The organism is Catellatospora sp. TT07R-123 (assembly GCF_018327705.1).
Classification (GTDB): Bacteria; Actinomycetota; Actinomycetes; order Mycobacteriales; family Micromonosporaceae; genus Catellatospora.
The window spans coordinates 3,475,028-3,499,689 of sequence record NZ_BNEM01000001.1 but is presented as its reverse complement, the minus strand read 5'-3'; the positions used below and the strand labels follow the sequence as shown (position 1 = coordinate 3,499,689).

At 72.8% G+C, this 24,662-nt stretch carries 20 protein-coding genes, 1 tRNA gene and 1 pseudogene; 11 read left to right on the top strand and 11 right to left on the bottom strand.

Going from position 1 to position 24,662, the window contains the following annotated elements; all coding sequences use genetic code 11:
• Nucleotides 1-7 precede the first annotated feature (7 nt).
• Both hutU and Cs7R123_RS14955 read right to left on the bottom strand, forming a co-directional pair.
• A complete protein-coding gene (gene hutU, locus Cs7R123_RS14960) occupies nucleotides 8-1,657 on the bottom strand; it encodes a urocanate hydratase (protein ID WP_212827029.1) in 1,650 nt (549 codons plus the stop codon).
• A 4-nt stretch (nucleotides 1,658-1,661) separates the two neighbouring features.
• Complete coding sequence (locus Cs7R123_RS14955; RefSeq protein WP_212827027.1) at nucleotides 1,662-2,513, bottom strand: MurR/RpiR family transcriptional regulator; 852 nt, start codon at nucleotides 2,511-2,513, stop codon at nucleotides 1,662-1,664.
• Between the two features lie 135 nt (nucleotides 2,514-2,648).
• On the opposite strand from Cs7R123_RS14955, the gene Cs7R123_RS14950 reads away from it, so the two are divergent.
• The gene (locus Cs7R123_RS14950; RefSeq protein ID WP_212827025.1) at nucleotides 2,649-3,491 is read left to right on the top strand and encodes a class I SAM-dependent methyltransferase; all 843 of its coding nucleotides are present in this window, start codon (nucleotides 2,649-2,651) and stop codon (nucleotides 3,489-3,491) included.
• 131 nt (nucleotides 3,492-3,622) lie between these two features.
• Here the strand turns inward: Cs7R123_RS14950 and Cs7R123_RS14945 are convergent, their stop codons facing one another.
• Together Cs7R123_RS14945 and Cs7R123_RS14940 are read right to left on the bottom strand one after the other, a co-directional pair.
• Nucleotides 3,623-6,739: a M14 family metallopeptidase gene (locus Cs7R123_RS14945; RefSeq protein WP_212827023.1), complete on the bottom strand. Its 3,117-nt coding sequence runs from the start codon at nucleotides 6,737-6,739 to the stop codon at nucleotides 3,623-3,625.
• 150 nt (nucleotides 6,740-6,889) lie between these two features.
• Nucleotides 6,890-7,354: a winged helix-turn-helix domain-containing protein gene (locus tag Cs7R123_RS14940; protein ID WP_212829185.1), complete on the bottom strand. Its 465-nt coding sequence runs from the start codon at nucleotides 7,352-7,354 to the stop codon at nucleotides 6,890-6,892.
• Nucleotides 7,355-7,632: 278 nt separating this feature from the next.
• On the opposite strand from Cs7R123_RS14940, the gene Cs7R123_RS14935 reads away from it, so the two are divergent.
• Together Cs7R123_RS14935 and Cs7R123_RS14930 are read left to right on the top strand one after the other, a co-directional pair.
• Nucleotides 7,633-11,994 (top strand): S8 family serine peptidase, encoded by a 4,362-nt coding sequence (locus tag Cs7R123_RS14935; protein WP_212827021.1) that lies wholly within the window; start codon nucleotides 7,633-7,635, stop codon nucleotides 11,992-11,994.
• Nucleotides 11,995-12,121: 127 nt separating this feature from the next.
• Nucleotides 12,122-12,478: an MmcQ/YjbR family DNA-binding protein gene (locus Cs7R123_RS14930; protein WP_212827019.1), complete on the top strand. Its 357-nt coding sequence runs from the start codon at nucleotides 12,122-12,124 to the stop codon at nucleotides 12,476-12,478.
• A 147-nt stretch (nucleotides 12,479-12,625) separates the two neighbouring features.
• Here Cs7R123_RS14930 and Cs7R123_RS14925 read toward each other — a convergent pair whose 3' ends face one another.
• From Cs7R123_RS14925 to bcp, 3 genes are all read right to left on the bottom strand, one after another.
• Nucleotides 12,626-13,285, bottom strand: a complete 660-nt coding sequence (locus Cs7R123_RS14925; RefSeq protein WP_212827017.1) for a hypothetical protein — start codon at nucleotides 13,283-13,285, stop codon at nucleotides 12,626-12,628.
• A 77-nt stretch (nucleotides 13,286-13,362) separates the two neighbouring features.
• Nucleotides 13,363-13,436: transfer RNA gene (locus Cs7R123_RS14920), tRNA-Leu, on the bottom strand.
• 73 nt (nucleotides 13,437-13,509) lie between these two features.
• Nucleotides 13,510-13,986 (bottom strand): thioredoxin-dependent thiol peroxidase, encoded by a 477-nt coding sequence (bcp, locus tag Cs7R123_RS14915; protein WP_212827015.1) that lies wholly within the window; start codon nucleotides 13,984-13,986, stop codon nucleotides 13,510-13,512.
• 130 nt (nucleotides 13,987-14,116) lie between these two features.
• Here bcp and Cs7R123_RS14910 point away from each other — a divergent pair.
• The 4 genes and pseudogenes from Cs7R123_RS14910 to Cs7R123_RS14900 all read left to right on the top strand — a co-directional run.
• Nucleotides 14,117-14,767: pseudogene (locus tag Cs7R123_RS14910) on the top strand (energy-coupling factor ABC transporter permease); the annotation flags it as partial.
• Nucleotides 14,747-15,166 (top strand): PDGLE domain-containing protein, encoded by a 420-nt coding sequence (locus tag Cs7R123_RS40200; protein WP_244872007.1) that lies wholly within the window; start codon nucleotides 14,747-14,749, stop codon nucleotides 15,164-15,166. The pseudogene Cs7R123_RS14910 and the gene Cs7R123_RS40200, both read left to right, overlap by 21 nt.
• Before the next feature lie 4 nt (nucleotides 15,167-15,170).
• Complete coding sequence (cbiQ, locus tag Cs7R123_RS14905; RefSeq protein WP_212827013.1) at nucleotides 15,171-15,941, top strand: cobalt ECF transporter T component CbiQ; 771 nt, start codon at nucleotides 15,171-15,173, stop codon at nucleotides 15,939-15,941.
• Nucleotides 15,938-16,705, top strand: coding sequence for an energy-coupling factor ABC transporter ATP-binding protein (locus tag Cs7R123_RS14900; RefSeq protein WP_212827011.1), 768 nt, complete (start codon nucleotides 15,938-15,940; stop codon nucleotides 16,703-16,705). The genes cbiQ and Cs7R123_RS14900 overlap by 4 nt, the downstream gene beginning before the upstream one ends.
• Before the next feature lie 160 nt (nucleotides 16,706-16,865).
• Here the strand turns inward: Cs7R123_RS14900 and Cs7R123_RS14895 are convergent, their stop codons facing one another.
• Genes Cs7R123_RS14895 through Cs7R123_RS14880 form a run of 4 tightly spaced genes read right to left on the bottom strand, consistent with a single transcriptional unit; the run spans nucleotide 16,866 to nucleotide 19,963 of the window.
• Nucleotides 16,866-18,041, bottom strand: coding sequence for a hypothetical protein (locus Cs7R123_RS14895; protein ID WP_212827009.1), 1,176 nt, complete (start codon nucleotides 18,039-18,041; stop codon nucleotides 16,866-16,868).
• Nucleotides 18,042-18,049: 8 nt separating this feature from the next.
• Complete coding sequence (locus Cs7R123_RS14890; RefSeq protein WP_212827007.1) at nucleotides 18,050-18,784, bottom strand: thioredoxin domain-containing protein; 735 nt, start codon at nucleotides 18,782-18,784, stop codon at nucleotides 18,050-18,052.
• An 18-nt stretch (nucleotides 18,785-18,802) separates the two neighbouring features.
• Nucleotides 18,803-19,363 (bottom strand): DoxX family protein, encoded by a 561-nt coding sequence (locus tag Cs7R123_RS14885; protein WP_212827005.1) that lies wholly within the window; start codon nucleotides 19,361-19,363, stop codon nucleotides 18,803-18,805.
• Between the two features lie 18 nt (nucleotides 19,364-19,381).
• Complete coding sequence (locus Cs7R123_RS14880) at nucleotides 19,382-19,963, bottom strand: sigma-70 family RNA polymerase sigma factor (RefSeq protein WP_374706946.1); 582 nt, start codon at nucleotides 19,961-19,963, stop codon at nucleotides 19,382-19,384.
• 122 nt (nucleotides 19,964-20,085) lie between these two features.
• Between Cs7R123_RS14880 and Cs7R123_RS14875 the strand changes: the two genes are divergently transcribed.
• From Cs7R123_RS14875 to Cs7R123_RS14860, 4 genes are all read left to right on the top strand, one after another.
• Entirely contained in the window at nucleotides 20,086-20,727 is a 642-nt protein-coding gene (locus Cs7R123_RS14875) for a hypothetical protein (protein WP_212827001.1), read from the top strand.
• Nucleotides 20,724-22,382: a copper resistance CopC/CopD family protein gene (locus tag Cs7R123_RS14870; protein ID WP_244871836.1), complete on the top strand. Its 1,659-nt coding sequence runs from the start codon at nucleotides 20,724-20,726 to the stop codon at nucleotides 22,380-22,382. The genes Cs7R123_RS14875 and Cs7R123_RS14870 overlap by 4 nt, the downstream gene beginning before the upstream one ends.
• 34 nt (nucleotides 22,383-22,416) lie before the next feature.
• Nucleotides 22,417-23,127 carry a YcnI family protein gene (locus tag Cs7R123_RS14865; RefSeq protein WP_244871835.1) on the top strand — a complete coding sequence of 237 codons (711 nt, stop codon included), beginning with the start codon at nucleotides 22,417-22,419 and terminating at the stop codon, nucleotides 23,125-23,127.
• A 129-nt stretch (nucleotides 23,128-23,256) separates the two neighbouring features.
• Nucleotides 23,257-24,483 (top strand): hypothetical protein, encoded by a 1,227-nt coding sequence (locus Cs7R123_RS14860; RefSeq protein WP_212826999.1) that lies wholly within the window; start codon nucleotides 23,257-23,259, stop codon nucleotides 24,481-24,483.
• The last annotated feature ends 179 nt before the right edge of the window (nucleotides 24,484-24,662 follow it).

The window sequence follows — 24,662 nt, the reverse complement described above, 5'->3', positions numbered from 1 at the left end:
CCGTGCCTCAGGATTCGCGCATCGGCACGCGTACGCCGCGCTCGGCGGCGACGTCGGCGGCCAGGTCGTACCCGGCGTCGACGTGGCGGATCACGCCCATGCCCGGGTCGTTGGTGAGCACCCGCTCGATCTTCTGCGCGGCCAGCGCGGTGCCGTCGGCGACGGTGACCTGCCCCGCGTGGATGGAGCGGCCGATGCCGACGCCGCCGCCGTGGTGGATCGACACCCACGAGGCGCCCGAAGCGGTGTTGACCAGCGCGTTCAGCAGCGGCCAGTCGGCGATCGCGTCGGAGCCGTCGAGCATCGCCTCGGTCTCCCGGTAGGGCGAGGCGACGCTGCCGCAGTCGAGGTGGTCGCGGCCGATGACGATCGGGGCCTTCAGCGTGCCGTCGGCGACCATCTCGTTGAACCGGACCCCGGCCCGGTCCCGCTCGCCGTAGCCGAGCCAGCAGATCCGGGCGGGCAGGCCCTGGAACGCGACCTTCTCCTGGGCCATCCTGATCCACCGGGACAGCGACTCGTTCTCCGGGAACAGGTCGAGCACGGCCTTGTCGGTGGCGGCGATGTCGGCCGGGTCACCGGACAGCGCGGCCCAGCGGAAGGGGCCCTTGCCCTCGCAGAACAGCGGCCGGATGTACGCGGGCACGAACCCCGGGAACGCGAACGCCCGGTCGTACCCGCCGAGCTGGGCCTCGCCGCGGATCGAGTTGCCGTAGTCGAACACCTCGGCCCCGGCGTCCATGAACCCGACCATGGCCTCGACGTGCTTGGCCATGCTGGCGCGGGCCCGCTCGGTGAACTCCTCCGGCTTGTCGGCCGCGAACGTCTGCCACTGCTCGACGCTCACGCCCTCCGGCAGGTACGACAGCGGGTCGTGCGCGCTGGTCTGGTCGGTGACGACGTCGATGGCCACGCCCCGGCGCAGCAGCTCGGGGAAGACCGCGGCGGCGTTGCCGACCACGCCGACCGACAGCGGGCGGCGCTGCGCCTTGGCGGCCAGGGCCAGCTCGATGCCGTGGTCGAGCGAGTCGGCGACGACGTCGAGGTAGCGCTGCTGCACCCGGCGGTCCAGGCGGGTCTTGTCGACGTCGATGATCAGGCAGGCGCCGCCGTTCATGGTGACGGCCAGCGGCTGGGCGCCGCCCATGCCGCCGCAGCCGCCGGTCAGCGTCAGCGTGCCCGCCAGCGTGCTGTTGAACCGCTTCTCGGCGACGGCCGCGAACGTCTCGTACGTGCCCTGGAGGATGCCCTGGGTGCCGATGTAGATCCAGGAGCCGGCGGTCATCTGGCCGTACATGGTCAGGCCGAGGGCCTCCAGGCGGCGGAACTCCGGCCAGGTCGCCCAGTCGCCGACCAGGTTCGAGTTGGCCAGCAGCACCCGGGGCGCCCACTCGTGGGTGCGGAACACGCCGACCGGGCGGCCCGACTGGACCAGCATGGTCTCGTCGTCCTTGAGCGTGGTCAGGGTGCGGATCAGCGCGTGGAAGCTGGGCCAGTCGCGGGCGGCCTTGCCGGTGCCGCCGTACACCACCAGGTCCTGGGGGCGCTCGGCGACGTCCGGGTCGAGGTTGTTGCACAGCATCCGGATCGCGGCTTCCTGCTGCCAGCCCTTGGCCGACAGGGTGGTGCCGCGGGCGGCGCGAATGATCTGGTCCATCTGCCTACTCCATGAAGACGGCACGGCGGGTGGCCGAGCTCTCGAAGTGTTCGAGCCGGCGCTGGGTGGCCGCCGGATCGATGTCGCTCATCGCTTGAAGAAGCACCATGGTCAGCACCATCGGTGCGGTGTGCAGGTCGAACACGAGCTGGGAGCCGACGGCCGCGGTGAGCGTGACGTCGGCCAGGTCGGCGGCCGGGCTGACCGGGGAGTCGGTCACCACGACCAGCGCGAGGCCCAGGGACCGGGCCTCGGCGAGCGCGTCGCGCAGCTCGCGCGGATAACGCGGCAGCGCGTACGCCAGCACGGCCCGCGCGCCGGAGTCGGCGGCCTGCTCCAGCCGTTCGATGAGCAGGCTGCCGCCGGTGTCGAGCACGCGAACCTCGGGGTGGATCTTGGCGGCGAAGTAGCCGAAGTAGCCCGCCAGCGGCGCGGCCGCGCGCAGGCCGAGCACCGGCAGCGGGCGGCTGGCCGCGAGCAGGCCCGCCGCGGCGTGCACGGCGGCCGGGTCGGCGAGGGTGTCGGCCAGGCGGTTCAGGTTGGCCATCTCGTCGCGTACGGCCCGCTGGAGGTCGTTGGCCTCGTCCTCGGCGGCCGGGGCGCCGCCGGAGCTGAGCTCGCGCAGCCGCCGGCGCAGCGCCGGGTAGCCGTCGAAGCCCAGCGCCATCGCGAACCGGGTCACCGACGGCTGGCTGACCTGCGCCATCTCGGCCACCTCGGCGGCCGACAGGTATGCGGCGGTGTCGGCGTGGTGCACCAGCTCCCGGGCGATGCGCCGCTGGGTCGGGGTGAGCCGGGCACCCTGCACGAGCGCGCGCACCCCGGAGGCCGCCCCTGAAGTAACCCCAACATTCACCACGCCACTGTATGCAAGTTTTCATTCAAACGCCACAGCCATGTGACGGCCCGATGCCGACTCGGGACACCTGGTACGGGGCGGCTCGGGATGATAGAAAGCGCTAAGCGATTCATGTTCGTGGAAGGTGCCCCGATGCCCGACCGCAAGACGAGGATCCGGCGCGCGGTGTCGCGCACCCCGCTCGCACCGCTCGCCGCGCTGCCCAAGCGGCTGGTCCGGGTCGCCAAGCACGACGCCGGGGTGCTGCGCGAGTCCGCCCGCTGGCTGATCAAGTCCCGCGAGCACCACAACTACACCTACGACCTGACCGCGCTGAACCGCGAGCACCTGGCCTGGTTCGTCAGCGTCGTCGGCGACGCCCCGGTGGGGCAGGTCCGCGAGTGGATGGCCGAGATCGAGGCCGACACGGCACTGCGCACCCACATCGAGCAGACCACCGCGACCGCCGCCCGCCGCGGCCTGGCCGACAAGACGGTCCGCTACGCCCGCCGCCTGGGCTGGTATGCGCTCATCCGCGCCGCCAAGCCCGCGCACGTGGTCGAGACCGGGGTCGACAAAGGCCTGGGCACCTGCGTGATCGCCTCGGCGCTGCTGCGCAACGCCGCCGAGGGGCACCCGGGGCGGGTCACCTCGCTCGACATCAACCCCGAGGCCGGATACCTGGCGAAGGCGCAGCCGTGGGCGTCGGTCGTCGACCTGGTCATCGGCGACTCGATCGCCTCGATCGGGGCGCTGGACCGGCCGGTCGACCTGTTCCTGCACGACAGCGACCACAGCGCCGCGCACGAGCTGCGCGAGTTCACCGCGGTCGAGCCGAAGCTGTCCGAGCGGGCGCTGCTGCTGACCGACAACGTCACCGTCACCCGGGTGCTGTCGCAGGTCGCCGAGAAGACCGGCCGCCGGTTCCTCGCCTTCCGCGAGGAGCCCGCCCACCACTGGTACCCCGGCGACGGCATCGGCGCCGCCTGGCGCTGACCGCCGGGCCGGGGCGGTGATCGCTGTCTGCGGTCAGAAAGTGCGCCCAGACCGCAGAGAACGACCCGAAACACCGATCATGAGCGAGGGGCCCCGCCGAATCGGCGGGGCCCCTCGTCACGGACCGGGGGTCAGTGGCCCAGGAGGTGCTTGAGGGCTCGTTTGACCAGGTCGTCTCGGTCGGCCGGGGGCAGGCCCTCGATGCCGAAGCCGGTTAAGACCGTGTCGCGGGTCGTCACGATGCTGCCCTCCTCGAAGGCCAGCTGGCTGCGGGCGAAGTCGCTGCTGTTGCCGGGCGAGCCCGCGGGCGGGCCCGCGACCGTCCAGCCGCCCAGGCCGTCCTCGAACGAGGTGTCGGCGACGGTCGCGCCGTCGGCCTTGACCGTCACGTCGTCGAGGAAGACGCCCAGACCCTGGGTGCCCCAGTCGGAGGCGTACGAGATGGACAGCTCGACCTGCTTGCCCGCGTACGGGGTCAGGTCGAACGCGAGCTCGGTCCAGCCGCCGGACGGGCCGGTCAGCGCGTTCCAGGAACCCGTGGTGCCCGTCGGCGAGCAGTCCGCGCCCTGGTAGTGGCCCAGGAACGGGTGCACGCCGTCGACCCAGCCCGCCCCGCAGCTGTCGCCGGTGCCCTGAGTGCTGTGGCCGTTGAGGTCGGGCAGCGTCGTCCAGTCGTCGGAGCCCACCACGTGCGCCTCGACGAACAGGTAGTCCCAGTTCGGCTCGGTGTCGAACGACGACCAGAACCGCAGTTCACCGCTGGTCTTACCGCTCAGGTCGACGGTCTGGGTCAGCCGCTTGTAGCTGGAGTCGGCCCGGCCGCTGTAGAGGTACCAGCCGCCGGTGCGCGGGTCGAACGGCGCCGCGCCGGGGCGCAGCCAGTCGGCCGGGGCCGAGCTGCGGAACTGCGGGAACTTCGCCGGCGGCAGGAAGCTCGACGTGCTCAGGAACGAGGCGGTGTGCGCCTGGTTGCCCGCCGACCCGGCCCCGTTGAGGCTGCCGGCGAAGCCGGTGAAGGCGCCCCCGTTGCCGCCCAGCGGGTACGGGCTGTCGTCCGGCGCGGTGCCGCCGCCGTCGATGTAGTTGTACGCGCCCAGCCAGTACTGCAGGAAGTCGTTGGTGACCGGCAGGCACGGGTAGTCGCGGACGGTGCACTCGGGCTCGGCGGGGGAGTTCGGGTTGTAGAAGTAGGACCCGTCGGCCGACTGGGCGTACTCGGCGTACTGCCCGGACAGCAGCAGCTTGCCGCCCTCGTTGAGGTAGTCGCGCACGGCCAGCTCGATGTCGAGCGACGCCTTGGCGGTGGTGCCGCCGGGCTGCCCGAGCTGGCGCAGGATGACGTCGTCGCCGGTCTCCCAGACCACCGCGTCGTAGTGCGACAGCACGCCCAGCGGGTGCGGCGCCTTGCGGCCCATGGTGTCGAAGTCGTACACGTCGCTGGTGTATCCGGCCGCGGTCAGCGCCGCGGCGTAGGGGTCGGTGTACTTGGCGGCCGTGCCGGTCTGGGCCGGGCTCGCACCGGTGACGTCCTCCGCGGCCAGGATGAGCACCCGGCCGCCGATGTCGTCGTGCACCCGGTAGGTGAAGTGCTCGCTGGCGACCGGGCCGCCCTTGCCGCGGCCGGTGAACCAGACCTCGACCTGGTCGCCGGGCCTGGTGCCGGTGACCTTGCCGCGGAACTCGCCGTAGAAGTCGGCGTTGGTGTCGCCGTAGCGCTCACCGCCGCGCCACTCCTTGACCCCGCCGGTCTTGGTGTAGCCGCCGTTGACCCGCCAGTGCACCTGCACGTTCTTCAGGCTGCGCCGGATGGTCGCGGCGACCGGCTGGGTGCGGCCGTACGACACGTCGAAGGAGTCGACGACGAAGTCCGGCGTGGTGCGGCCGATCGAGGAGACCGGGTTGGCCGGGTCGGGCGCCGACAGGGCCAGCGACAGCGCGAACGGGATGTTCTTCAGGAACTCGTCCTGGATCAGCTGCTCGTCGTCCGGGAAGTTGAAGACGCTGGCGCAGTCGTCGGCGTTCCACGGGTCGTCGGGGTCGATGTTGGAGGCCGTCTCGCAGGTGCTCATCTCGGGCGTGAACCCGAGCGTGCCGTACTTGACCGCCATGTGCAGGTCTGTGTCGCCGTTGGTGGTGTACAGCTCGGCGGAGATGTCCGGGTCGTAGCCGGGGATCGCCGAGTGCGCGTCGTCGCCGGCCAGCGCCTCGTAGATGACGTCGTCGGGCGTGGGCGTGCTGACCTGCCAGCCGACGCCGTACAGCAGCAGTTCGGCGGCGGAGTGGTAGTTGACGAAGAAGTCGAAGCCCACCCGCTTGAACAGCGCGTCCAGCGCCTTGGACTCGGGCTCGGAGTTCGGCCCGCTGCCCCGGTAGGTCTCGCTGGCCGGGTCGTCGGAGGAGCCCTCGTTGTCGTAGCCCCACTTGGTGGCGTAGTTGCGGTTCGGGTCGACGCCGTCACCGGCGCCGATCGCGCCGTCGCCGTCGAGGTCGCGCAGGTTCTTGCGCCACAGGCGGTTGCCGTCGGTGAAGGTGAAGTCGTAGCCGTCGGGGTTGGCCACCGGCAGGAACCACAGCTCGCGGGTGTTCACCAGCTCGGTCAGCTGCGGGTCGGTGCCGTACCCGTCGAGGAAGTGGTGCAGCAGGCGGCGCACCATCTCGGGGGTGATCCACTCGCGGGCGTGCTGGCCGCCCATGTACATGACGGCCGGGCGGCTGCCGTCCTTGGCGAAGCGGGCGTTGCGGGTGACCTTGACCGCCTTGATCGGCTTGCCCTGCACGGTGTAGCCGATGGTCTCCAGCTTGGCCAGGCCGGGGTGGGCGGCGGCGGTCTGCTCCAGCTCCTCCTGGAGGTTCCCGGCGCCGCTGTACGGGCGGAACACGGCCGGGCCGGCCAGGCGGGCCATCGACTGCGAGGCGGGCACGCCGTCGATCTTCTTGACCGCCAGCTTCACGCCCTGGCTCGCCAGCCGCGCCGCGTCGCGCCGGGTCAGCACGACCTCGACCGACAACCGGTCGCCGGACGCGGGCTTGACCGCCACGTCCTCGCGGTCGAGGCCGAGCGCGCGGAACCGGGCGAGCTGGTCGGCGGCGATCTCGCCGACGTATACCTCCAACGGGTTGCTCTGGCCGGCGGCCTTGGCGGTGGTCGGCGGGGCCGCCGAACCGACCGCCTGCGCGCTGCCCGGCAGGATCAGCGCGATCGCGCCGACCACGCCGAGGCCCGCGGCCACGATCCGTGATCTTGTCATCTGTGCCCCTCCAGGGTGTCGAGGACTTCCGAAAGAAAGCCTTCGGGTCACCGTCAGATATGTCAATAGATAAGACCACGATCGAGTACGGCCGAACGCACGCTGTCCGGGCGCCCCGCCCAGGCTAGGGCGGAGCAGCGGTGCGGCGGCTCAGGCGGCGCGCGTGGCGTCCGTGGCGACCAGGCGGTAGCCGACCCCGCGCACCGTCTCCACGGCCAGCTCCCCCTCGGCGGCGGCGAGCTTGACTCGCAGCCGCTTCACCGCCGAGTGCAGGATGGACGTGTCGCCCAGGTAGGCCCCGCCCCACACGGCCTGGAACAGCCGCTGGTACGTCCAGACGGTCGGCGGCGGCCCGGCCAGGCAGCCCAGCAGCCGCCGCTCCAGCCGGGTCAGCGGCAGCGGCTCGCCGTGCCAGCTCGCCCGGTGGCCGCCCGCCTCGATGACCAGCCCGCCCAGCTGCACGCGTTCGGTCTGCGCGGCGGGAACGGGCGGGGCGAGCGGCGGTTCGGCGGCGGGTTCGGGGAACAGGATGCCCCGCAGTTCGTCGAGGTCGGCGCAGATGAGCACGGCACCGCACGAGTCGAGGCGGCGCACCAGGCGCTCGCGTACCGCCAGATCGGACGATACGCAGACAACCAGCGGCACATCAACAGCGATCACCGCAACCTCCCCAGGCTCCACCGCCTACAGACAACCCGCTCATATAGATCAAGTCAACTTCATACCGGGGCGGAAACCTGCCGCTGTCGGCATTCTGCCCGGATCGACGGAGTACTGACAGGGACTTGCCCGCCTGCGGCCATTGATAGGCGCCATTGCCTGACCGAAGCATGGCATGCATGCCTCGCGCGGGACATCCCCGCTGCGCGGTGCCCATTCCAGGGGAGGACGAGATGTCACAAGCCAACCGGCGTCGCAGCCGGTCGCGGTGGCCGCAACGCCTGGCCGCCATATCGGTGCTGCTACTGGCCGCCACCACCGTGCCCGCGGTGGCGGTGCAGGCGGCGCCCGCGCCCAAGGCCGAGGTCAGCGCGGCGGTGCGCGCCGCGGTGGCGGGCGGCGGGAGCACCGGGTTCCTGGTGTATCTGCGCGACCGGGCCGACCTCAGCCCGGCGGCGAGCGCCGCGAGCTCGACCGAGCGTGCCACCCGCGTCTACACCGCGCTGACCGCCACCGCGGCGACCAGCCAGCGGGACGTGCGGGCGCTGCTGGACGACCGGAAGGTCTCGTACCGGTCGTTCTGGATCGCCAACGCGCTGCTGGTGACCGGTGACCAGTCGGTCGTCGACGCGCTGGCCGCCGAGCCGAGCGTGGCTTCCATCGCGCCCTCCAAGACGTACCCGCTGGTCCAGCCCATCCAGGGCACGGACCAGGCGACCGTCAACGCGGTGGAATGGGGCCTGGACAACATCAAGGCGCCGCAGGTCTGGTCGGAGTACGGCGTGCGCGGCGAGGGCATCGTCGTGGCCAACATCGACAGCGGTGTGCAGTACGACCACCCGGCGCTGGTCGGCAAGTACCGGGGCAACACCGGTGGCACGTTCAGCCACGACTACAACTGGTTCGACCCGACCGGCATCTGCACCGGCGGCACGCCCTGCGACAACAACGACCACGGCACCCACACCATGGGCACCATGGTCGGCGACGACGGCGCCGGCAACGTGATCGGCGTCGCGCCCGGGGCGAAGTGGATCGCGGCCAAGGGCTGCGAGGTCAACACCTGCTCCGACGCGTCGCTGCTGGCCGCCGCGCAGTGGGTGCTCGCCCCGACCGACCGGGCCGGCAACAACCCGCGCCCCGACCTGCACCCCGACGTGGTCAACAACTCGTGGGGCGGCAGCGGCGGCGACCTCTGGTACGAGGACTCCGTCGACGCCTGGATCGCCGCGGGCATCTTCCCGATGTTCTCCAACGGCAACGAGGGCCCGAACTGCGGCACGGCGGGCTCGCCCGGCGACTACCCGCAGTCGTACTCGGCCGGTGCCTACAACAGCGGCAACGTCATCGCGGGCTTCAGCAGCCGCGGCGCGTCCGAGGTGGACGGCGGCATCAAGCCGAACATCGCCGCCCCGGGCGTGAACGTGCGCTCCAGCGTGCCGGGCGGCGGGTACGACTCCTTCAGCGGCACCTCGATGGCGTCCCCGCACGTCGCGGGCACCGTCGCGCTGCTGTGGTCGGCGGCCCCGGCGCTCAAGGGCGACATCGACGCCACCAAGGCGCTGCTCGACGACACCGCTGTCGACGTCGACTCGCTCGGCTGCGGCGGCACCGTCGACGACAACAACAACTTCGGCGAGGGCCGGCTCGACGCGTACGCGGCGGTCACGGCCGCGCCGCGCGGCCCGCACGGCACCGTCACCGGCACGGTGACCGACGCCGCGACCGGCACCGTGCTGGCCGGGGCGACCGTCTCGGTGCCCGGCCGCACCGTCACCACCGCGGCCAACGGCTCCTTCGAGCTGTCGGTCCCGGCCGGGGCGAACGAGGTGACCGCGAGCAAGTACGGCTACCACGCGTCGACCCAGACCGTGACCGTCGCCGAGGACGCCACCGTCACGCAGAACTTCGCGCTGACCCCGGCGCCGATGGTGACCGTCAGCGGCAAGGTGACCGACGGCTCCGGCCACGGCTACCCGCTCTACGCCCGACTCGACGTCGCGGGCGGCCCCGGCGTGCCGGTCTTCACCGACCCGTTCACCGGCCGCTACAGCGTCAACCTGCCGGGCAACGCCACCTACCAGTTCAGCACCGCCGCGCTGTACCCCGGCTACCGCACCGCGACCACCCCGGTGGTCCTGGCCGCGGCGGCCAAGACCGTGAACATCGCGGTCGGGGTGGACCCGGGCTGCACCGCCGCGGGCTACGCCTCGGCGTTCACCGCGCCGCTGCTGTCGCAGGACTTCGGCGGCGGCAGCCTCCCGGCCGGCTGGACCGCCAACGCCCGTACGGCGGACGGCAACTGGTCGTTCACCGACGCGGGCGCGCGCGGCAACCTGACCGGCGGCACCGGCGGCTTCGCCATCCTGGACAGCGACAACCTGGGCCAGGGCAAGACGCAGGACGCCGATCTGATCACCCCGGTGGTCGACCTGTCCGGCTCGGGCGCGCCGTACCTGCGCTTCAACAGCGACTACCGGGCGTTCTCCAACAGCATCGCCGACGTGGACGTCAGCACCGACGGCACCACGTGGACGAACGTGTGGCACCAGACCACCACCAACCTGCGCGGCCCCCGGGTCGAGCAGATCGCGCTGACCTCGCTCGCGGGCTCGGCCACCGCCCGGATCCGGTTCCACTACAAGGGCACCTGGGCCTGGTGGTGGCAGGTCGACAACGTCGAGGTCGTCAACCGGACCTGCTCGCCGGTCCCGGGCGGCCTGGTCGCCGGTCTGACCACCGACGCCAACACCGGCGCCGGGCTCAACGGTGTCACCGTGACCAGCACCGACGTGCCGGGTGACAAGGCGACGTCGGCGGCCACGCCGGACGACGCGGCGCTGGCCGACGGCTTCTACTGGCTGTTCTCGACCGTGACCGGGACGCACCCGTTCGCGGCGACGAAGGCGCCGTACGCCCCGCTCAGCAAGAGCGTGGCCGTGGCGGCCGACGGGATCAAGCGGGCCGACTTCGCGCTGAAGTCGGGCCGGTTGACGATCTCGCCGACCACGGTGCAGTCGTTCCAGCCGTACAACAGCACCCGCAAGACGACGCTGACGGTGACCAACACCGGTTCCGCGGCGGCGACCGTGCAGGTGCTGGAGCGCGGCGGCGACTTCTCGATCCTCGGCCGGGCCGGTGCCCCGCTGATGGAGTCGAAGCTGCCCGGGGGCAAGGCACCGCGCGGGATGACCGGCGTGGCCGGCACCCGACCGGCGGCCTCGACTCCGGCGGCGGCCGGGGCCTGGGCTCCGATCGCCGACTACCCGGTGGAGGTCTTCGACAACGCGGCGGCCGCCCTGGAGGGCAAGGTCTACTCGGTCGGCGGCGGTAGCGGCACCGGCAACGAGAACAAGGCCTTCCGGTACGACCCGGCGACCGGTGCGTGGGCGGCCCTGCCGAACCTGCCCACCGGCCGGGCCAAGCCGCAGGTCGCCGCCGTCGGCGGCAAGCTGTACGTGCTGGGCGGCTGGAACGGCAGCGGTACGCCGATCTCCAGTGTCGACGTCTTCGACCCGGTGGCCGGGACGTGGAGCACCCTGTCCGGCGTGATCAACCCGAAGCCGCGCTCGGCGGCGGGCATCGCGGTCGCGAACGGGAAGATCATCCTGGTGGGCGGCTGCACCGACAGCAGCTGCACCGACTCCACCGACACGGTGATCTTCGACCCGTCGGCGAACGTGTTCACGCTCGGTGCGGCCTACCCGCAGGGCGTCGCCTGGATGTCCTGCGGCGGCGTCTCCGGCAAGGTCTACTGCGCCGGTGGCAGCGGTGACGCCGACTTCGACAACGGCTTCGCCTACGACCCGGCGGCCAACAGCTGGTCGCCGATCGCGGACATGCCGTTCGACCTGTGGGGCTCGGCGGGCACCTCCGCCGGCGGCCTGCTGGTGCTGGCCGGTGGCGTCACCGACGGCTCCACCACGGTGACGAACAAGACCATCGCGTACGACCCGGCCGCGAACGCCTGGCTCACCCTGCCCAACGCCGCCAACGCGGTGTACCGGGCCGGGGCCGCCTGCGGCGCGTACAAGATCGGCGGCTCGCCGACCTCGTTCGTCGGGTCGAAGAAGTCGGAGTTCCTGGGCGACCTCGGGCAGTGCGACGAGGCCACCGAGGTCACCTGGCTGAGCGAGAACCCGGCGTCGTTCACGCTGGCGGCGGGCAAGTCGCGCACCATCACGGTCACGCTGACCGCCACGCCCGCCGCGGGCGTGCAGCAGCCCGGCAAGTACGAGGCCCAGCTCGCGCTGCGCTCGGACACGCCGTACCCGGTGTCCGGGGTGGACGTCGAGATGAACGTCTCGCCGCCGCCGAACTGGGGCAAGATCCAGGGCACCGTGCTCGGCCAGTCCTGCGCGGGCGGCCTGGTGGGCGTGCCCGCGATCGTCCGGGTGAACCTGCTCGACATCCCGGACACGGGCTGGACCCTGCGCGCGGGCGCCGACGGCTCCTTCGCGTACTGGGTGCCGAAGGGCAACTACGAGGTCATCGTCGCCAAGGACGGCTGGATCCCGGAGGCCACGCGGTTGAAGATCGAGGCGGGCATCGTCCGCACCGCCGACTTCACCCTCGACCCCCTGGACGCCTGCTGACCTCCGCGCCGTGTGAGGTCGTGAGGTAAGGAAGGGCACCTTCTCATCGCGCTGCGATGTAGAAGGTGCCCTTCTGAATGTCTGCACCCCACCCGCGGCTGTCGGAGGGCGGGGTTAGCGTGCGGGCATGGTCACGCTGGAGCAGATACGGGAGATCACGCGGACGCTGCCGCGCACCGAGGAAGCGCTGGTCCGCGACTACGTGAAGTTCCGCGTGCGGGGCATCGTCTACGCCTCGGTCTCGCCCGACGAGACGGTCATGGGGTTCGGCTTCCCGAAGGAGGAGCGGGCCGACCTGGTCGCCGCCGAGCCGGACAAGTTCCTGCTGCCCCGCGAGTCCGACCTGCGCTTCCACTGGGTGCAGGTGCGGCTGGCCGCCATCGACGAGCAGGAGCTCTACGAACTGGTCACCGAGGCGTGGCGGATGTGCGTGCCGCGAAAGGTCTGGCTGCCCCGGCTGGGCCCGCCGACCGGCCCCCGCTGACCGCTGCGGCGCGCGGCGGCCGGGGGGGCGGTGATCGTCGCTTGCGGTCACAACCTGGACCTACGGCGCAGTTTCCGACCGCGGCCAGCGATCTTCACCGCGCCACCAGAGTCCGCAGCCGGCGATCTTCGCCGCGCCGTCGGGGGATCAGAGGCCGCGGGCGGCGAGCAGCGCGGCGACCTCGGTTCGGCTGCGCGTGAACGCCCGCCGCAGGTGGCGGATGTGCAGCGTCATGCTGAGCAGGAAGGTGGCCGCCGCGACGGCCGGCGGCCAGACCGTGAAGTCCAGCCAGATCCCGGTGGCGAAGCCCGCGCCGAGCGCCAGCAGCGCGCTGTTGATCACTCCGACCGTGCCGGGCAGGCTCATGACGTCGCGGAGCACACCGGTGCGCTCACGGTAGGTCGTGCCGATCACGCCGAGGTCGCCGAGCACCGGCATGAGCAGGTAGGGCGCCACCGAGGTCGATCGCCGCGCCAGGTAGGTGCGCAGGGCGTCGGTGGCGGCCGCGTACCGGTGACCGCGCTGGCTGAACTCCACCTGCCGCAGGAACGTGGAGAGACCGAGCACCAGGATCAGGAAGCCCACCGTGCCGAGCGTGCCCTTCGCGGGCTCGCTCAGCCTGCCGCCCGAGACCAGCCCGCCCGACACCGCCGCGACGGCGGTCACGATGGCGAGGAAGAAGTTGAACCGGGCGGCGGACTGGTCCCGCAGCGCCTTCTGCCAGTCGCTGAGCGCGTTGTATTCGGCCAGTGCGATGGTCAGCGCGTCATCGGCGTCTTTGCTGGTGTCAATGTCGGGGGTGGACACGCCGGGAGCATAGCGGGTACGCGCACGGGGACTGGTCCCCCGTCGTGCCGGTCGCCGAGACGGTCGAGCAGGTGTAGTAGGGCCGGCGGGACTCGAACCCGCACTGGCGCGGACCTAAACCGCGTGCCTCTGCCAATTGGGCTACGGCCCCAGTGGAAAGATTGTCGCCCATCGCCGGACCCGGCGCTGACCCAGGTCCGGCGCGGCGTCCGCGACACGCGGTATCAGTTCAGCCCGAGGTCGCGCCGCAGCTTGGCGACGTGCCCGGTGGCCTTCACGTTGTAGAAGGCGTGCTCGATCTGCCCCTTCTCGTCGATGACGAAGGTGGAGCGGATCACGCCCTGGACCGTCTTGCCGTAGTTCTTCTTCTCGCCGTAGGCGCCGTACGCCTTCAGCACGGCCTTGTCCTCGTCCCCGACCAGCGGGAACGTCAGCGCGTCGCGCTCGGTGAACTTGGCGAGCTTGGCCGCGCCGTCGGGGGAGATGCCGACGACGGCGTAGCCGTGCGCGGTCAGCGAGGCGAGCGAGTCGCGGAAGTCGCAGGCCTGGGTGGTGCAGCCGGGGGTCATCGCGGCGGGGTACGCGTACAGGATGACCTTCCTGCCCCGCAGGCTGGACAGGGCTAGCGTGCCGCCGTCGGCGGTGGGCAGGGTGAAGTCGGGCGCGGTGTCCCCGGGCGCGAGTCGAACGTTCTCCGTCACACCGCCACCCTAGTCCGCGGTCGTGTCCCGGCCCCGCCACCGGAGGTCCCGGCGGGGCGAGGCGGGGGAGGGGTGAGGCTTATTGCAAGTTATTTGCAACAAGACATAGGCTGGCCCGGTGAACCTCGCGATGCACATCAGCAACGGCATCATCGACGGACCGGTCTCACTGGCGTACGGCGTGGCCGCCGTCGCACTGCTCGCGTACTGCCTGGGCAAGGCCCGGCACGACCTCAACGACCGCCTCGCCCCGATGGCCGGGCTGGTCGCGGCGTTCATCTTCGCGGTGCAGATGCTCAACTTCCCCGTGCTGCCCGGCGTCAGCGGCCACCTGCTCGGCGGCACGCTGGCCGCGGCGCTGGTCGGTCCGTGGGTCGGCGCCCTGTGCGTGTCCGTGGTGCTGATCGTGCAGGCCCTGGTCTTCGCCGACGGCGGCATCAGCGCGCTCGGCCTCAACATCTCCAACATGGCCCTGCTGGGAACCGCGGTCGGGTTCCTGGTGCTGACCGCGCTCATGAAGGTGCTGCCGCGCACCGCCGCCGGGCTGGGCCTGGCCGTGTTCCTCGGCTCCATCCTGAGCGTGGTCCTCGCCTCGCAGGGCTTCGTGGCGCAGTACGCCCTCGGCGGCGACATCCCGCTGACCATCGGGTACGGGCAGATCTCGGCGACCATGGCCGGGGTGCACGTGCTCATCGGCATCGGTGAGGGGCTGATCGCGGCGGTCACCGTCACCACGGTCGCCAAGGTCCGCCCCGACCTGGTGTACGCGCTGCGCGGCCGCCGCCTCGACCCGGCCGGGGCCGGCACGTCCAGCCGCAGGTTCGTGCTGGCGGGCCTGGGCGTGGCCGCCGTGCTCGCGGGCGGCGTCAGCTACCTGGCCTCCAGCTCCCCGGACGGCCTCGACGCGACCACCCTCGACGGCTGCACCCTGAACGAGGCCGGGGAGATCATCGCCGGGAACTGCATCGCGCAGCGGGCGGGCGGCCACGAGCTGGGCGGATCGCTGCTGGCCGACTACGCCGTCAAGGGCCTGAAGGACTCCACCGGCCTGGCCGGGCTGCTCGGTGTCGTGCTCACGTTCGCGCTCGGGCTGGGTGTCTTCTGGCTGGTCCGGCGCCGCCGGGCGGCGGCCGGGGCGCAGCGCCCGGTCGAGCCGGTCGGTGCCGGGGACCGGGGCTGAGCAGATGGGCGCCGGGCACACCCACTCGATGTACGTGCACGGGCACTCGCCCGTACACCGCCTCGCCCCCGAGGTGAAGATCGCCGCGGCGGTGCTGTTCACGATCGTGGTGGTGGCGACGCCGCGCGAGCTGGCGGGCGCCTTCGCGGCGTACGCGGTGATGATCGGAGTCCTGGCCGTGCTGGCCCGGGTCCCGGCCGGGTGGCTGGCCCGGCGCAGCCTGATCGAGCTGCCGTTCGTGGCCACCGCGCTGCTGCTGCCGTTCTTCGCCTCCGGACCGCGCACCCACGTGCTCGGGCTGAGCGTCGCCGTCGAGGGGCTCTGGGGCGGGTGGAACATCCTGATCAAGGGCACGCTGGGCGTACTGGTGGCGCTGCTGCTGGCGGGCACCACCCCGGCCCGCGACATCCTGGTCGGCCTCGACCGGCTGCGGACCCCGCAGGCGATCACGCAGATCGCCCTGTTCATGCTGCGCTACCTGGACGTGCTCGCCGACGAGGCACGGCGGATGCGGCTGGCCCGGATCTCGCGGCTGGACGACCCGCGCTTCCTGTGGCAGCTGCGCGGCTTCGCCGCGGGCCTGGGCACCCTGTTCCTGCGCGCGTTCGAACGCGGCGAGCGGGTCTACCTGGCGATGCGCTCGCGCGGCTACACCGGGCGGCTGCCCGCCGCGCTGCACGAGGGCACCGCCGCCGGCGCGCGCCAGTGGGCGGTCGCCGCGATCGTGCCCGCGGCGGCCGCCGCGGTGCTCCTGCTCGGAAGGATCGGCGTATGACCACCGCCGCACTGCACCTCGACGGCGTCCGGTACGCCTACCCCGACGGCCACCAGGCCCTGCACGGCGTCGACCTGCGCGTCGAGCCCGGCGAGCGGGTCGCCCTGCTCGGCCCCAACGGGGCGGGCAAGACCACGCTGGTACTGCACCTCAACGGCATCCTGCCCGGGACCGGCGCGATCGGCTCCGAGGGCACGGTGCGGGTGGGCGACCGCGCCGTCGAGCCGCGCGACCGGGCCGGGCTGGCCGAGGTCCGGCGCCGGGTCGGCATCGTCTTCCAGGACCCCGACGACCAGCTGTTCCTGCCCACGGTCGGCGAGGACGTGGCGTTCGGCCCGGCCAACCTGGGCCTGCGCGGCGCGGAGCTGGCCGAGCGGGTCGACGAGGCCCTGGCCGCCGTGGGCATGGCCGACATGAAGGCGCGCGCCCCGCACCACCTGTCGCTGGGGCAGCGCCGCCGCGTCGCCGTCGCGACCGTGCTGGCGATGCGCCCCGACCTGCTGGTGCTCGACGAGCCCTCGTCGAACCTCGACCCGCAGGCGCGACGGGAACTCGCCGAGATCATCCTCGGGCTGGACGTGACGGTCCTGATGGTCACCCACGACCTGCCGTACGCCCTCCAGCTGTGCGAACGCTCGGTGATCCTCGACAGCGGCCGCATCGTCGCCGACGCCCCGACCCGGGACCTGCTCGCCGACGACGACCTGCTGACCCGCCACCGCCTGGAACTCCCCTACGGCTTCGCCATCCCAACGTCCAGCTGACCAGCCATTCCCCGCACCACACCGGGCCGGGCCGGGCAGGGTGATCGGTGTTTGCGGTCGGAACCTGCTGCTGAAGCGTCGGAAATGACCGCAGACGGTGATCTTCGGGCAAGATCGCCGTCTGCGGGCGGAAAGTGGGTGCGGCCGGGACGGCCGCCGGCTAGCTCTGGTCGGGTGTACCGGTGGCGGGCTCGGGCGTGACGTCGGCAAGAGCGGCGGGAGCCGGGTCGGTGCTGGGAGTCGGCACGGTGGCTGGACGCGCGGTGGTGGTGGGGGCTGGTGCGGGGGTGAGGCCGCGCAGGCGGAGCATGCCGGCGGCGGCGACGCCCACGCCCAGGGCGACGACGGCCGTGATGAGGATGCGGGCCAGGTCGTCGGAGGCCTTGCCGGACAGGGGCGGCAGCGGGGCGATCGAGCGGTGGAAGACTGCGGCGTTGACCATACCGGCGAACAGGCCCGCGGCCGCGCCGCCCAGCGCCAGCGCGAAGTCGCCCGCCGCCTTGCGGGCCAGCGAGTAGATCCCGGCGGCCAGGGCCGCGAGCGCGCTGACCGCGGGCCACAGCTGCACCGTGAACAGCTGGCCGAGGATGGGCAGCACGGTGGTGTTCCCGGCGTCGATCTCGCGGCCGACGGCGTACGCCAGGGCGAGGGCGCCCGCGGCGATGGCGGCGACCGCCAGCACGGCGGTGACCCAGCGCGGGCGGCGTGGGATGAGGCCGAGCAGCGCCACCAGCACGGCACCGGCGACGGCGACGGCCCACCAGGTGACCGGCGACGGCGGCGGCACGTAGTCGAGGGTGCCGGACAGGGTCAGCGGCGTGACCTCGGTGCGCATCGGCACGGTCCAGTCGCGGATGCGGCGGGCCTGGCCGGGCGCGGCCTTGACCTCGGGCGGGTCGGTGGGCTCGGTCCAGATGACGCGCTGGTCGTGCCAGCGGTACACGGGGTCGTCGCTGACCTTGCGCCACTCCGGCGGCAGCGTCGGGTCGGCGGTCGCGGGCGGGTCCACGTGCGCGATCGTGATGTTGAGGTACGTCGCGGGGGAGTGGATGTTCTCGTACACCCCGTCGGGGCGTACCTCCAGGTAGGGCTCGTTCTGGTAGCCCAGCACCTCGACCGGTTTCCCGCTGTCGTTGGTCAGCTGGAGCCGGGCCCCCGCCTCGATGCTGATCACTTCGAGGCCGGGCAGGTCCGGGCTGACCGTGATGGTGGTCCGGAAGTTGGTGGCGTCGGGGGCGTCGGCGCCGTGCGCGAAGGCCGGGGTGGCGGTGGCCAGGAGCGCCGCGAGCGCGGTCCCGAGGACCGCGCCCGCGCGTCGTACCAGGAGGGGTGTCATCTGACCTGCTAACTCACGGTGGGGGTGGGTTTGGCCCCGGTCGCCTCGGCGACCGCCGCCGCGATGGCCGGGCCGGTGGCCTGGACCGGCTTGCCGTTCACCAGCACGGTAGGCGTACCGCTGACACCGGCTTTGCCCGCCTCGGTGGTGACGTGGTCCGCCCAGGTCACGAACTTCTTGTCCTGGACGCACTGGCCGAAGGCGTCGCCCAGGCCGACCGTCTTGCCCAGGGCGACCAGGTCGTCGTCGCTGGGCCCGGCGGTGCCCTCGGCGGGCTGGTTGGCGAACAGCGCGTCGGCGTACTCGGCGAACTTGCCCTCGTCGGCGGCGCAGCCGGAGGCGGCGGACGACCGGGTCGAGTAGCGGTTGGTCGAGGCGCCGTCGAGGTATGCCACCGGGTGCGTCACCAGGGTGATCTTCTTGTCGTCGACGAGCTGCTTGACCTGGGCACCGTAGTCGTCGTGGAAGGCTTTGCAGTGCGGGCACAGGAAGTCGACGTACTCGTCGACGGTGACCGGGCCCGCGCCCGCCACGACGCCGCTGCCCGCGCTGTTGGTGTTGCGCGGGGCCGTGTACTCGCCGCTCTTGCTCGACGCGTACAGGCTCCAGCCGATCAGGCCGGCGATGACCAGCGCGGCGACCGCCCCGATCGTGATGTACAGGGTGCGCTTGCGGCGCTTCTCGGCGGCGATCTGCTCGCGCACCAGCCGCGCCGCGGCGTTCTGGTCCTTGCGGCTGCTCATGCCGTCACCGCCGCCAGGTCACGCCCGCTTCTGGCGTGCCGCCGCGGCGGCAGGCTCGTCTTCGTTGTCGTCATCGTCATACTCCTCGAACACGGCGTCCGTCGCGGACGGTTGATCCAGTCGTGCGTCGAGGGAGAAACGGCTGACCGGGTAGATGATCAAAAAGATGGCCATCGCCAGGAAGGCCACATCCCGGAGGATCTCCGGAACGTAGTTGGGGGTGACGCCGGGCGGGAGCACGCCGCCCTTGCTGAAGCAGCCGCAGTCGATGTTGAGGCCGCGGGCCCAGGCCGAGGAGATGCCCGCGATGAAGGCGACCATGGTGACCGCGCTGATCCAGCCGGCCAGGCGGGTGGCCAGGCCGACCAGCAGGAGCAGGCCGAGGGCGATCTCCACGAACGGCTGCGCCGCCCCGAAGGCCATGGCGAGGTCGTACGGCAGGATCTGGTACGCGTTCACGGCGCGTCCCGTCGCGGCCAGGTCCGACACCTTGAGCAGCCCCGCGGTCAGGAAGACCCCGGCGAGGGCGAGCCGGACGACCAGGCTCACCCACGGCTGTGCCCTGTGCCAACCGCTCATGTCTCCTCCTCCACGCCGTTAGGCGGCTAGTGCGGTAACGACGCTGGTGACCAAGTCGGCGCGGGCGCGCGCGACCCGGGACCGGATCGTGCCGACGGGCACCTCCAGCACCGCCGCCGCCTGCTCGTACGGCAGCCCCAGCAGCTGGGTCAGCACGAACGCCTCCCGGCGCTCCGGCGACAGCCGCTCCAGCAGCTGCGCCGCGCTGACCTGACCTGCCGGGTCGGGGTGGAGCCCGCCCGTCGCCGCCTCGCCGGCCAGACGGGTGTCCAGCCGGCGCTGCCTTACCACCGTACGCACATGGTCGGCGCAGGTGCGGCGGGCGATTCCCAGCAGCCACGTGCGTACCGTCGACCGGCCCTCGAAGCCGGGCAGTGCCCGGAACGCCCGCAGATAGGTCTCCTGGGTCAGATCATCCGCGCTGCCCGGATCGACCAGGGCCGCTACGAACCGCCACACCTCGGCCTGGGTGGCCCGCACCAGCGCGGCCTGCGCCAGCGGATCTCCACCACGCGCGGCCAGCGCCCACTGCGTAGCAGCATCGCGCTGCGTGGCCGGATCGGCGACCGGGCGGGCGGCATCGGATGGCTGGGGGGACACGGGGAGCAAGCCTAACGGCCGATCGGTCGGTCACGGAATGGTGACGCTGTGCGTGTCCCACGCCACGCTGATTCCTCCGTGCCGCCGGGAACCGGACGCCCCCGAGCGCCGACTACCCGCCCATGAACATCTGCGACGAGGTACGCGAAGGGCTCTCGGCCCGGCTGGACGGTGAGGAAGAAGGCTGGGCGGCGACGTCGGCGGTGTCCCTGGACGGGCACCTCGCCGGGTGCGCCGACTGCCGCACCTGGCTGCGCGCCGCGGAGCAGCTGACCCGCACGGTGCGCCTCCAGCCCGTCGAGGTGCCCGACCTCACCGCCCCGATCCTGGCCGCCGTCGCCGCCGACCAGACGGCGGCCGAGCGCGCCCACCGCGAGCAGGTGCACGGCCGCCGCCAGATCCTGCGGATCGCGCTGGCCGCGACCGCCCTGGTGCAGCTGCTGCTGGCGCTGCCCGCGCTGCTGGCCGGGGTCGGCGAGCTGCACACCGGCCGCGAGGCGGCCTCGTTCGACATCGCGCTGGCGGTCGGGTTCGCGCTGGCCGCGTGGCGGCCCGAGCGGGCACGGGCGTTCCTGCCGGTCGCGTTCGTACTGGCGGTGTGCCTGATCCTCACCAGCGCGTTCGACGTCGCCGACGGCATGACCGCCTTCGCGCACGAGATGGGGCACCTGGCCGCGCTGGCGCAGGCCGGGCTGCTGTGGGCGCTGAGCCGTACCCCGGACACCTCCCGTTCCGGTCACCACCCGGCTACGGTCGCCGGGTGACCGATGTGAAGACCCCTCGATCTTTCGTGCGCCCGGTGCGCGCGCTGCTGGCGCTGGCGGCGTTCGCGCTGATGGTGCTGCTGCCCGGCAGCCCCGCGTACGCCCACGCCGCGCTGCTGCGCACCAACCCCCCGGCCGGGTCGGTCGTGCCGAAGGCCCCGCAGGAGGTGCAGCTCACCTTCAGCGAGCCGGTGACCCCGGTCACCGACAAGATCCGCATCATCGGCCCGGACGGCGAGCGGGCCGACCGGGGCACCCCCACCGTCGACGGCAACGTGCTGCGCATCGGGCTGCGCGACGACGCCCCGCGCGGGACATACCTGGTCAGCTTCCGGATCGTCTCCGCCGACAGCCACCCGGTGCCCGGCGGCTTCACCTTCTCCGTCGGCGCCCCCTCGGCCACCCCGGCCGCCCCCGCCGAGGACAAGGTCGACCCGACCATCCAGACGCTGATCGCCATCATCAAGGTCATCGGGTACGCCGGACTCGTGCTCATCGTCGGCCCGGTGCTGGTGCTGGCCCTGCTCTGGCCCGGCCGCCTGGACCGCCGCGGCCCGCGCAGGCTGATGTGGGCCGGCTTCGGCCTGGTCGCCTTCGCCACCCTGGCCGGGCTGTACCTGCAAGCCCCGTACACCACCGGCACCTCCCTGTTCGGGGCGACCGCGGGCGACCTGGGTGACGTGCTGGGCAGCCAGTACGGCATCGCCGCCCTGGTCCGGCTGGCCTGCCTGGCCGTCGCCGCGATCCTGGTCCGGCCGCTGCTGGCCGGGCGCGACGGCCCGGTCGACCGGGCGCTGCTGCTGACCGTGGCCGGGATCGGCGCGCTGACGTGGCCGCTGTCCGGGCACCCGGCCGCCTCGCCGGTGCCGCCCGTCTCGGTCACCGTCGACGCGCTGCACCTGGCCGGGGCCGCCGTGTGGCTCGGCGGCCTGCTCATGCTCGGGGCATACCTGCTGCGCAAGGCCGACGCCCGCGAGCTGGGCGCGATCCTGCCGATCTGGTCCCGCTGGGCGTCGCTGGCCGTGTCGACGGTGCTGCTCGCGGGCGTGGTGTCCGGGCTGATCCAGGTCGGCACCCCGCTGGCGCTGGTGCAGACGACGTACGGCCGGGTGCTGCTGGTCAAGGTCGGCCTGGTCGCGATCGCACTGATCGCGGCCTGGCTCGCCCGCCGCCACGTGCTGAACGGGGCCGCCGACGCGCCGAAGCCGCTGCGCCGGGTGGTCCTGGTCGAACTGTCGGTCGCGGCGGTCGTGCTGGCGCTGACCGGCGCGCTGACCCAGACCACCCCGGCCCGCACCGCGGCCGAGACCGCCGAGAGCGTGGCGCAGCAGCAGCTGTACTCGACGGCGCTGAGCACCAAGCTCTACACGCTCCAGGTCGAGATCGACCCGGGCAACAAGGTCGGCGACAACCTGGTCCACCTGTACGCCTACACCCCGACCGGCGATCCGCTGCCGGTGCTGGAGTGGAAGGCGACCGCGGCGCTGCCCTCGGCGGGCATCGAGCCGATCACGTTCACCGTGCTGAAGCTGACCGACAACCACGCCAGCGGGCAGGTCACCCTGCCCACGCCGGGCCAGTGGCAGCTGAAGTTCACGCTCCGCACCTCTGAAATCGATCAAGCGTCGGTCACCGCCACGGTGCCGATCTCTTAGTGCTCGCGCCGCGAGCCGTAGGAAAGGTCCAGACATGAAGACGATGCGTCGCCTCGGTGTGGTGGCTGCGGCCGTGTTCGGCCTGGTGGCCGTCGCAGTGCCCGCCTCGGCCCACGTGACCGTCAACCCGAGCAGCGCCGTGCAGGGCGGATACGCCCGGCTGGCGTTCCGGGTGCCGAACGAGTCGGACACCGACAGCACCACCAGGCTGGAGGTGCACCTGCCCGAGGACGCGCCGGTCGCCTCGGTGATGACCTCGCCGGTGCCCGGCTGGACCGCCACGGTCACCAAGCGCAAGCTGGACAAGCCGATCGAGGTGCACGGCAGCCCGGTCAGCGAGGTCGTCTCGGTGGTCACCTGGGTCGCCACCGCCGACGCCGCGATCAAGCCCGGCCAGTTCCAGGAGTTCCCGATCTCGCTGGGTCCGCTGCCGACCGTCGACCAGATGGTCTTCAAGGCACTCCAGACCTACTCCGACGGCACCGTGGTGCGCTGGATCGACGAGCCCGCGGGCGACGGCACCGAGGCCGAGAGCCCGGCGCCGGTGCTGAAGCTGACCGCGGCCACCACCACCGGGGCGGCCGCGCAGACGACCGCCGCGGCGACCGTGCCGCTGGCCCAGGACGGGAAGGCCGACGGCGGCAGCGGCTGGACCGGCGTCGCCGGGCTGGTCGCGGGCGTGCTCGCGCTGATCCTGGCAGGCCTGGCGCTGGCCCGTACCCGCAAGCCGACCGGGACGGCGTAGCCGCTCGCCTCCGCACGGAGTACATCGGCCGGGTGCCCGCGTCTGGGGGCACCCGGCCGCGTTGTCCCCGAGGGGCGGCGGCGTGGACGAGCCGCGCCGTGGGTGCCGCCCGGTCGGAGGGACACGCGGATGCGCGGGCTGCGGTGGATCGTCGGCATACTGGCCCTGCTGGTCGCGATCCCGGCGGCGGCCGGCGGCGTGGTGGCCTGGTGGGTGATGCGCCACCCCAGCCCGGACGGGGCGTTCCACGCCGACCTGGTGCCGATCGAGCGGCCCGACCGGGTCCTGGTCGTGCCGGACCTGGACGCGCTGCTGCGCCGCGACGCGCCGTACGCCCGCGTCGGTGAGACCACGCTGCGGCTGAGCGTCAGCTCCGGCGGCACGCCCGCCTTCCTCGGCGTGGCCGACCCGGGCCGGGTCGCCGAGTATCTCGCCGGGGTCCGCTACACCGAGATCTCGCAGGTGCAGCTGGGGCGGGGACAGCTGCCGGTGCGGACGCAGCGGGTGGAGGGCCAGGGCGCCCAGGGCGCCGAGCCGGCCGACCCGGAGGCGCAGGACCTCTGGCAGCGGCAGGGCATCGGCTCGCTGTCGTGGCGGCCGGGCGAGGACCGGGGCCGCCGGGTCGCGCTGGTCGTCGTCCTGCGCGACGGAACGGCGGCCGGGCACGCCGCCCATCTGGACGTGGCGGTGCACGCCGACTGGGTCCGTACCGCCTCGTGGGGCCTGCTCATCCTCGGGATCGTCGCGCTCACCCTCGGATACGTGCTGCTCGCCTGGCCCAGCCGCCCGGTCGAGGACCGCGGGGCCGTCACGGCGGCGGCCGGCCCGCCCCCGGTCGTCCCGGCGGGCCGGACGCCGACGGTGGAGCTCGCCGCGGCCGTGACCGATCCGGCGGCCGGTCCGGTGCCGATCGTGCCCGGTCTCAACGGGCGCGACGCCGCGCCGATGCCGATCGTGCCGGGCCTGGGCGGATACGGCACCGGGCCGGGGCGGGTCGTGCCGGTGTTCACGTCAGGCGAGCCCGCGCGGGCCGATGCGGCCCCGGGCACGCTGCTGGTCTCGCCCGCCCGGCTCCCGCTACAGCCGAGGACGGCCGACGAGCGGCCGTGGCCCGGCACGCCCCCGGCGGGCGCGCCGTGTACGGCCGAGACGGTGTTCCAGGCGGTGGCGGGCGGTGGCCCCGCCCCGGCGGCCGCGCCGCTCGACCTGGTCTGGCCGCCCCGCCGCCGCACCGAACCGCCGGTCACCGAGCCGGTCCGCGAGGTGGTGACCGAGGAGCTGCCGCCGGTCCCGTTCCTGCCCCGCCCGGCCTGCACCCTGCGCCTGCACCGCGACCGGGTGCCCACGCGGGGGTGAGAGGTTCGTGCAGTTTCGGGGAAACTGCACGAAAGCGGCCCAAGATTCCTGCACTTTCCCCGAAACTGCCCCTCCGGCGGCGCGGGTCGCGCGGCGGCGTGCGGTGGGAGGGGCGGGGGACAGACGAGCGGCCCGGACGCATCTGCGTCCGGGCCGCTCTCACCGGGGGAACGGTGTCA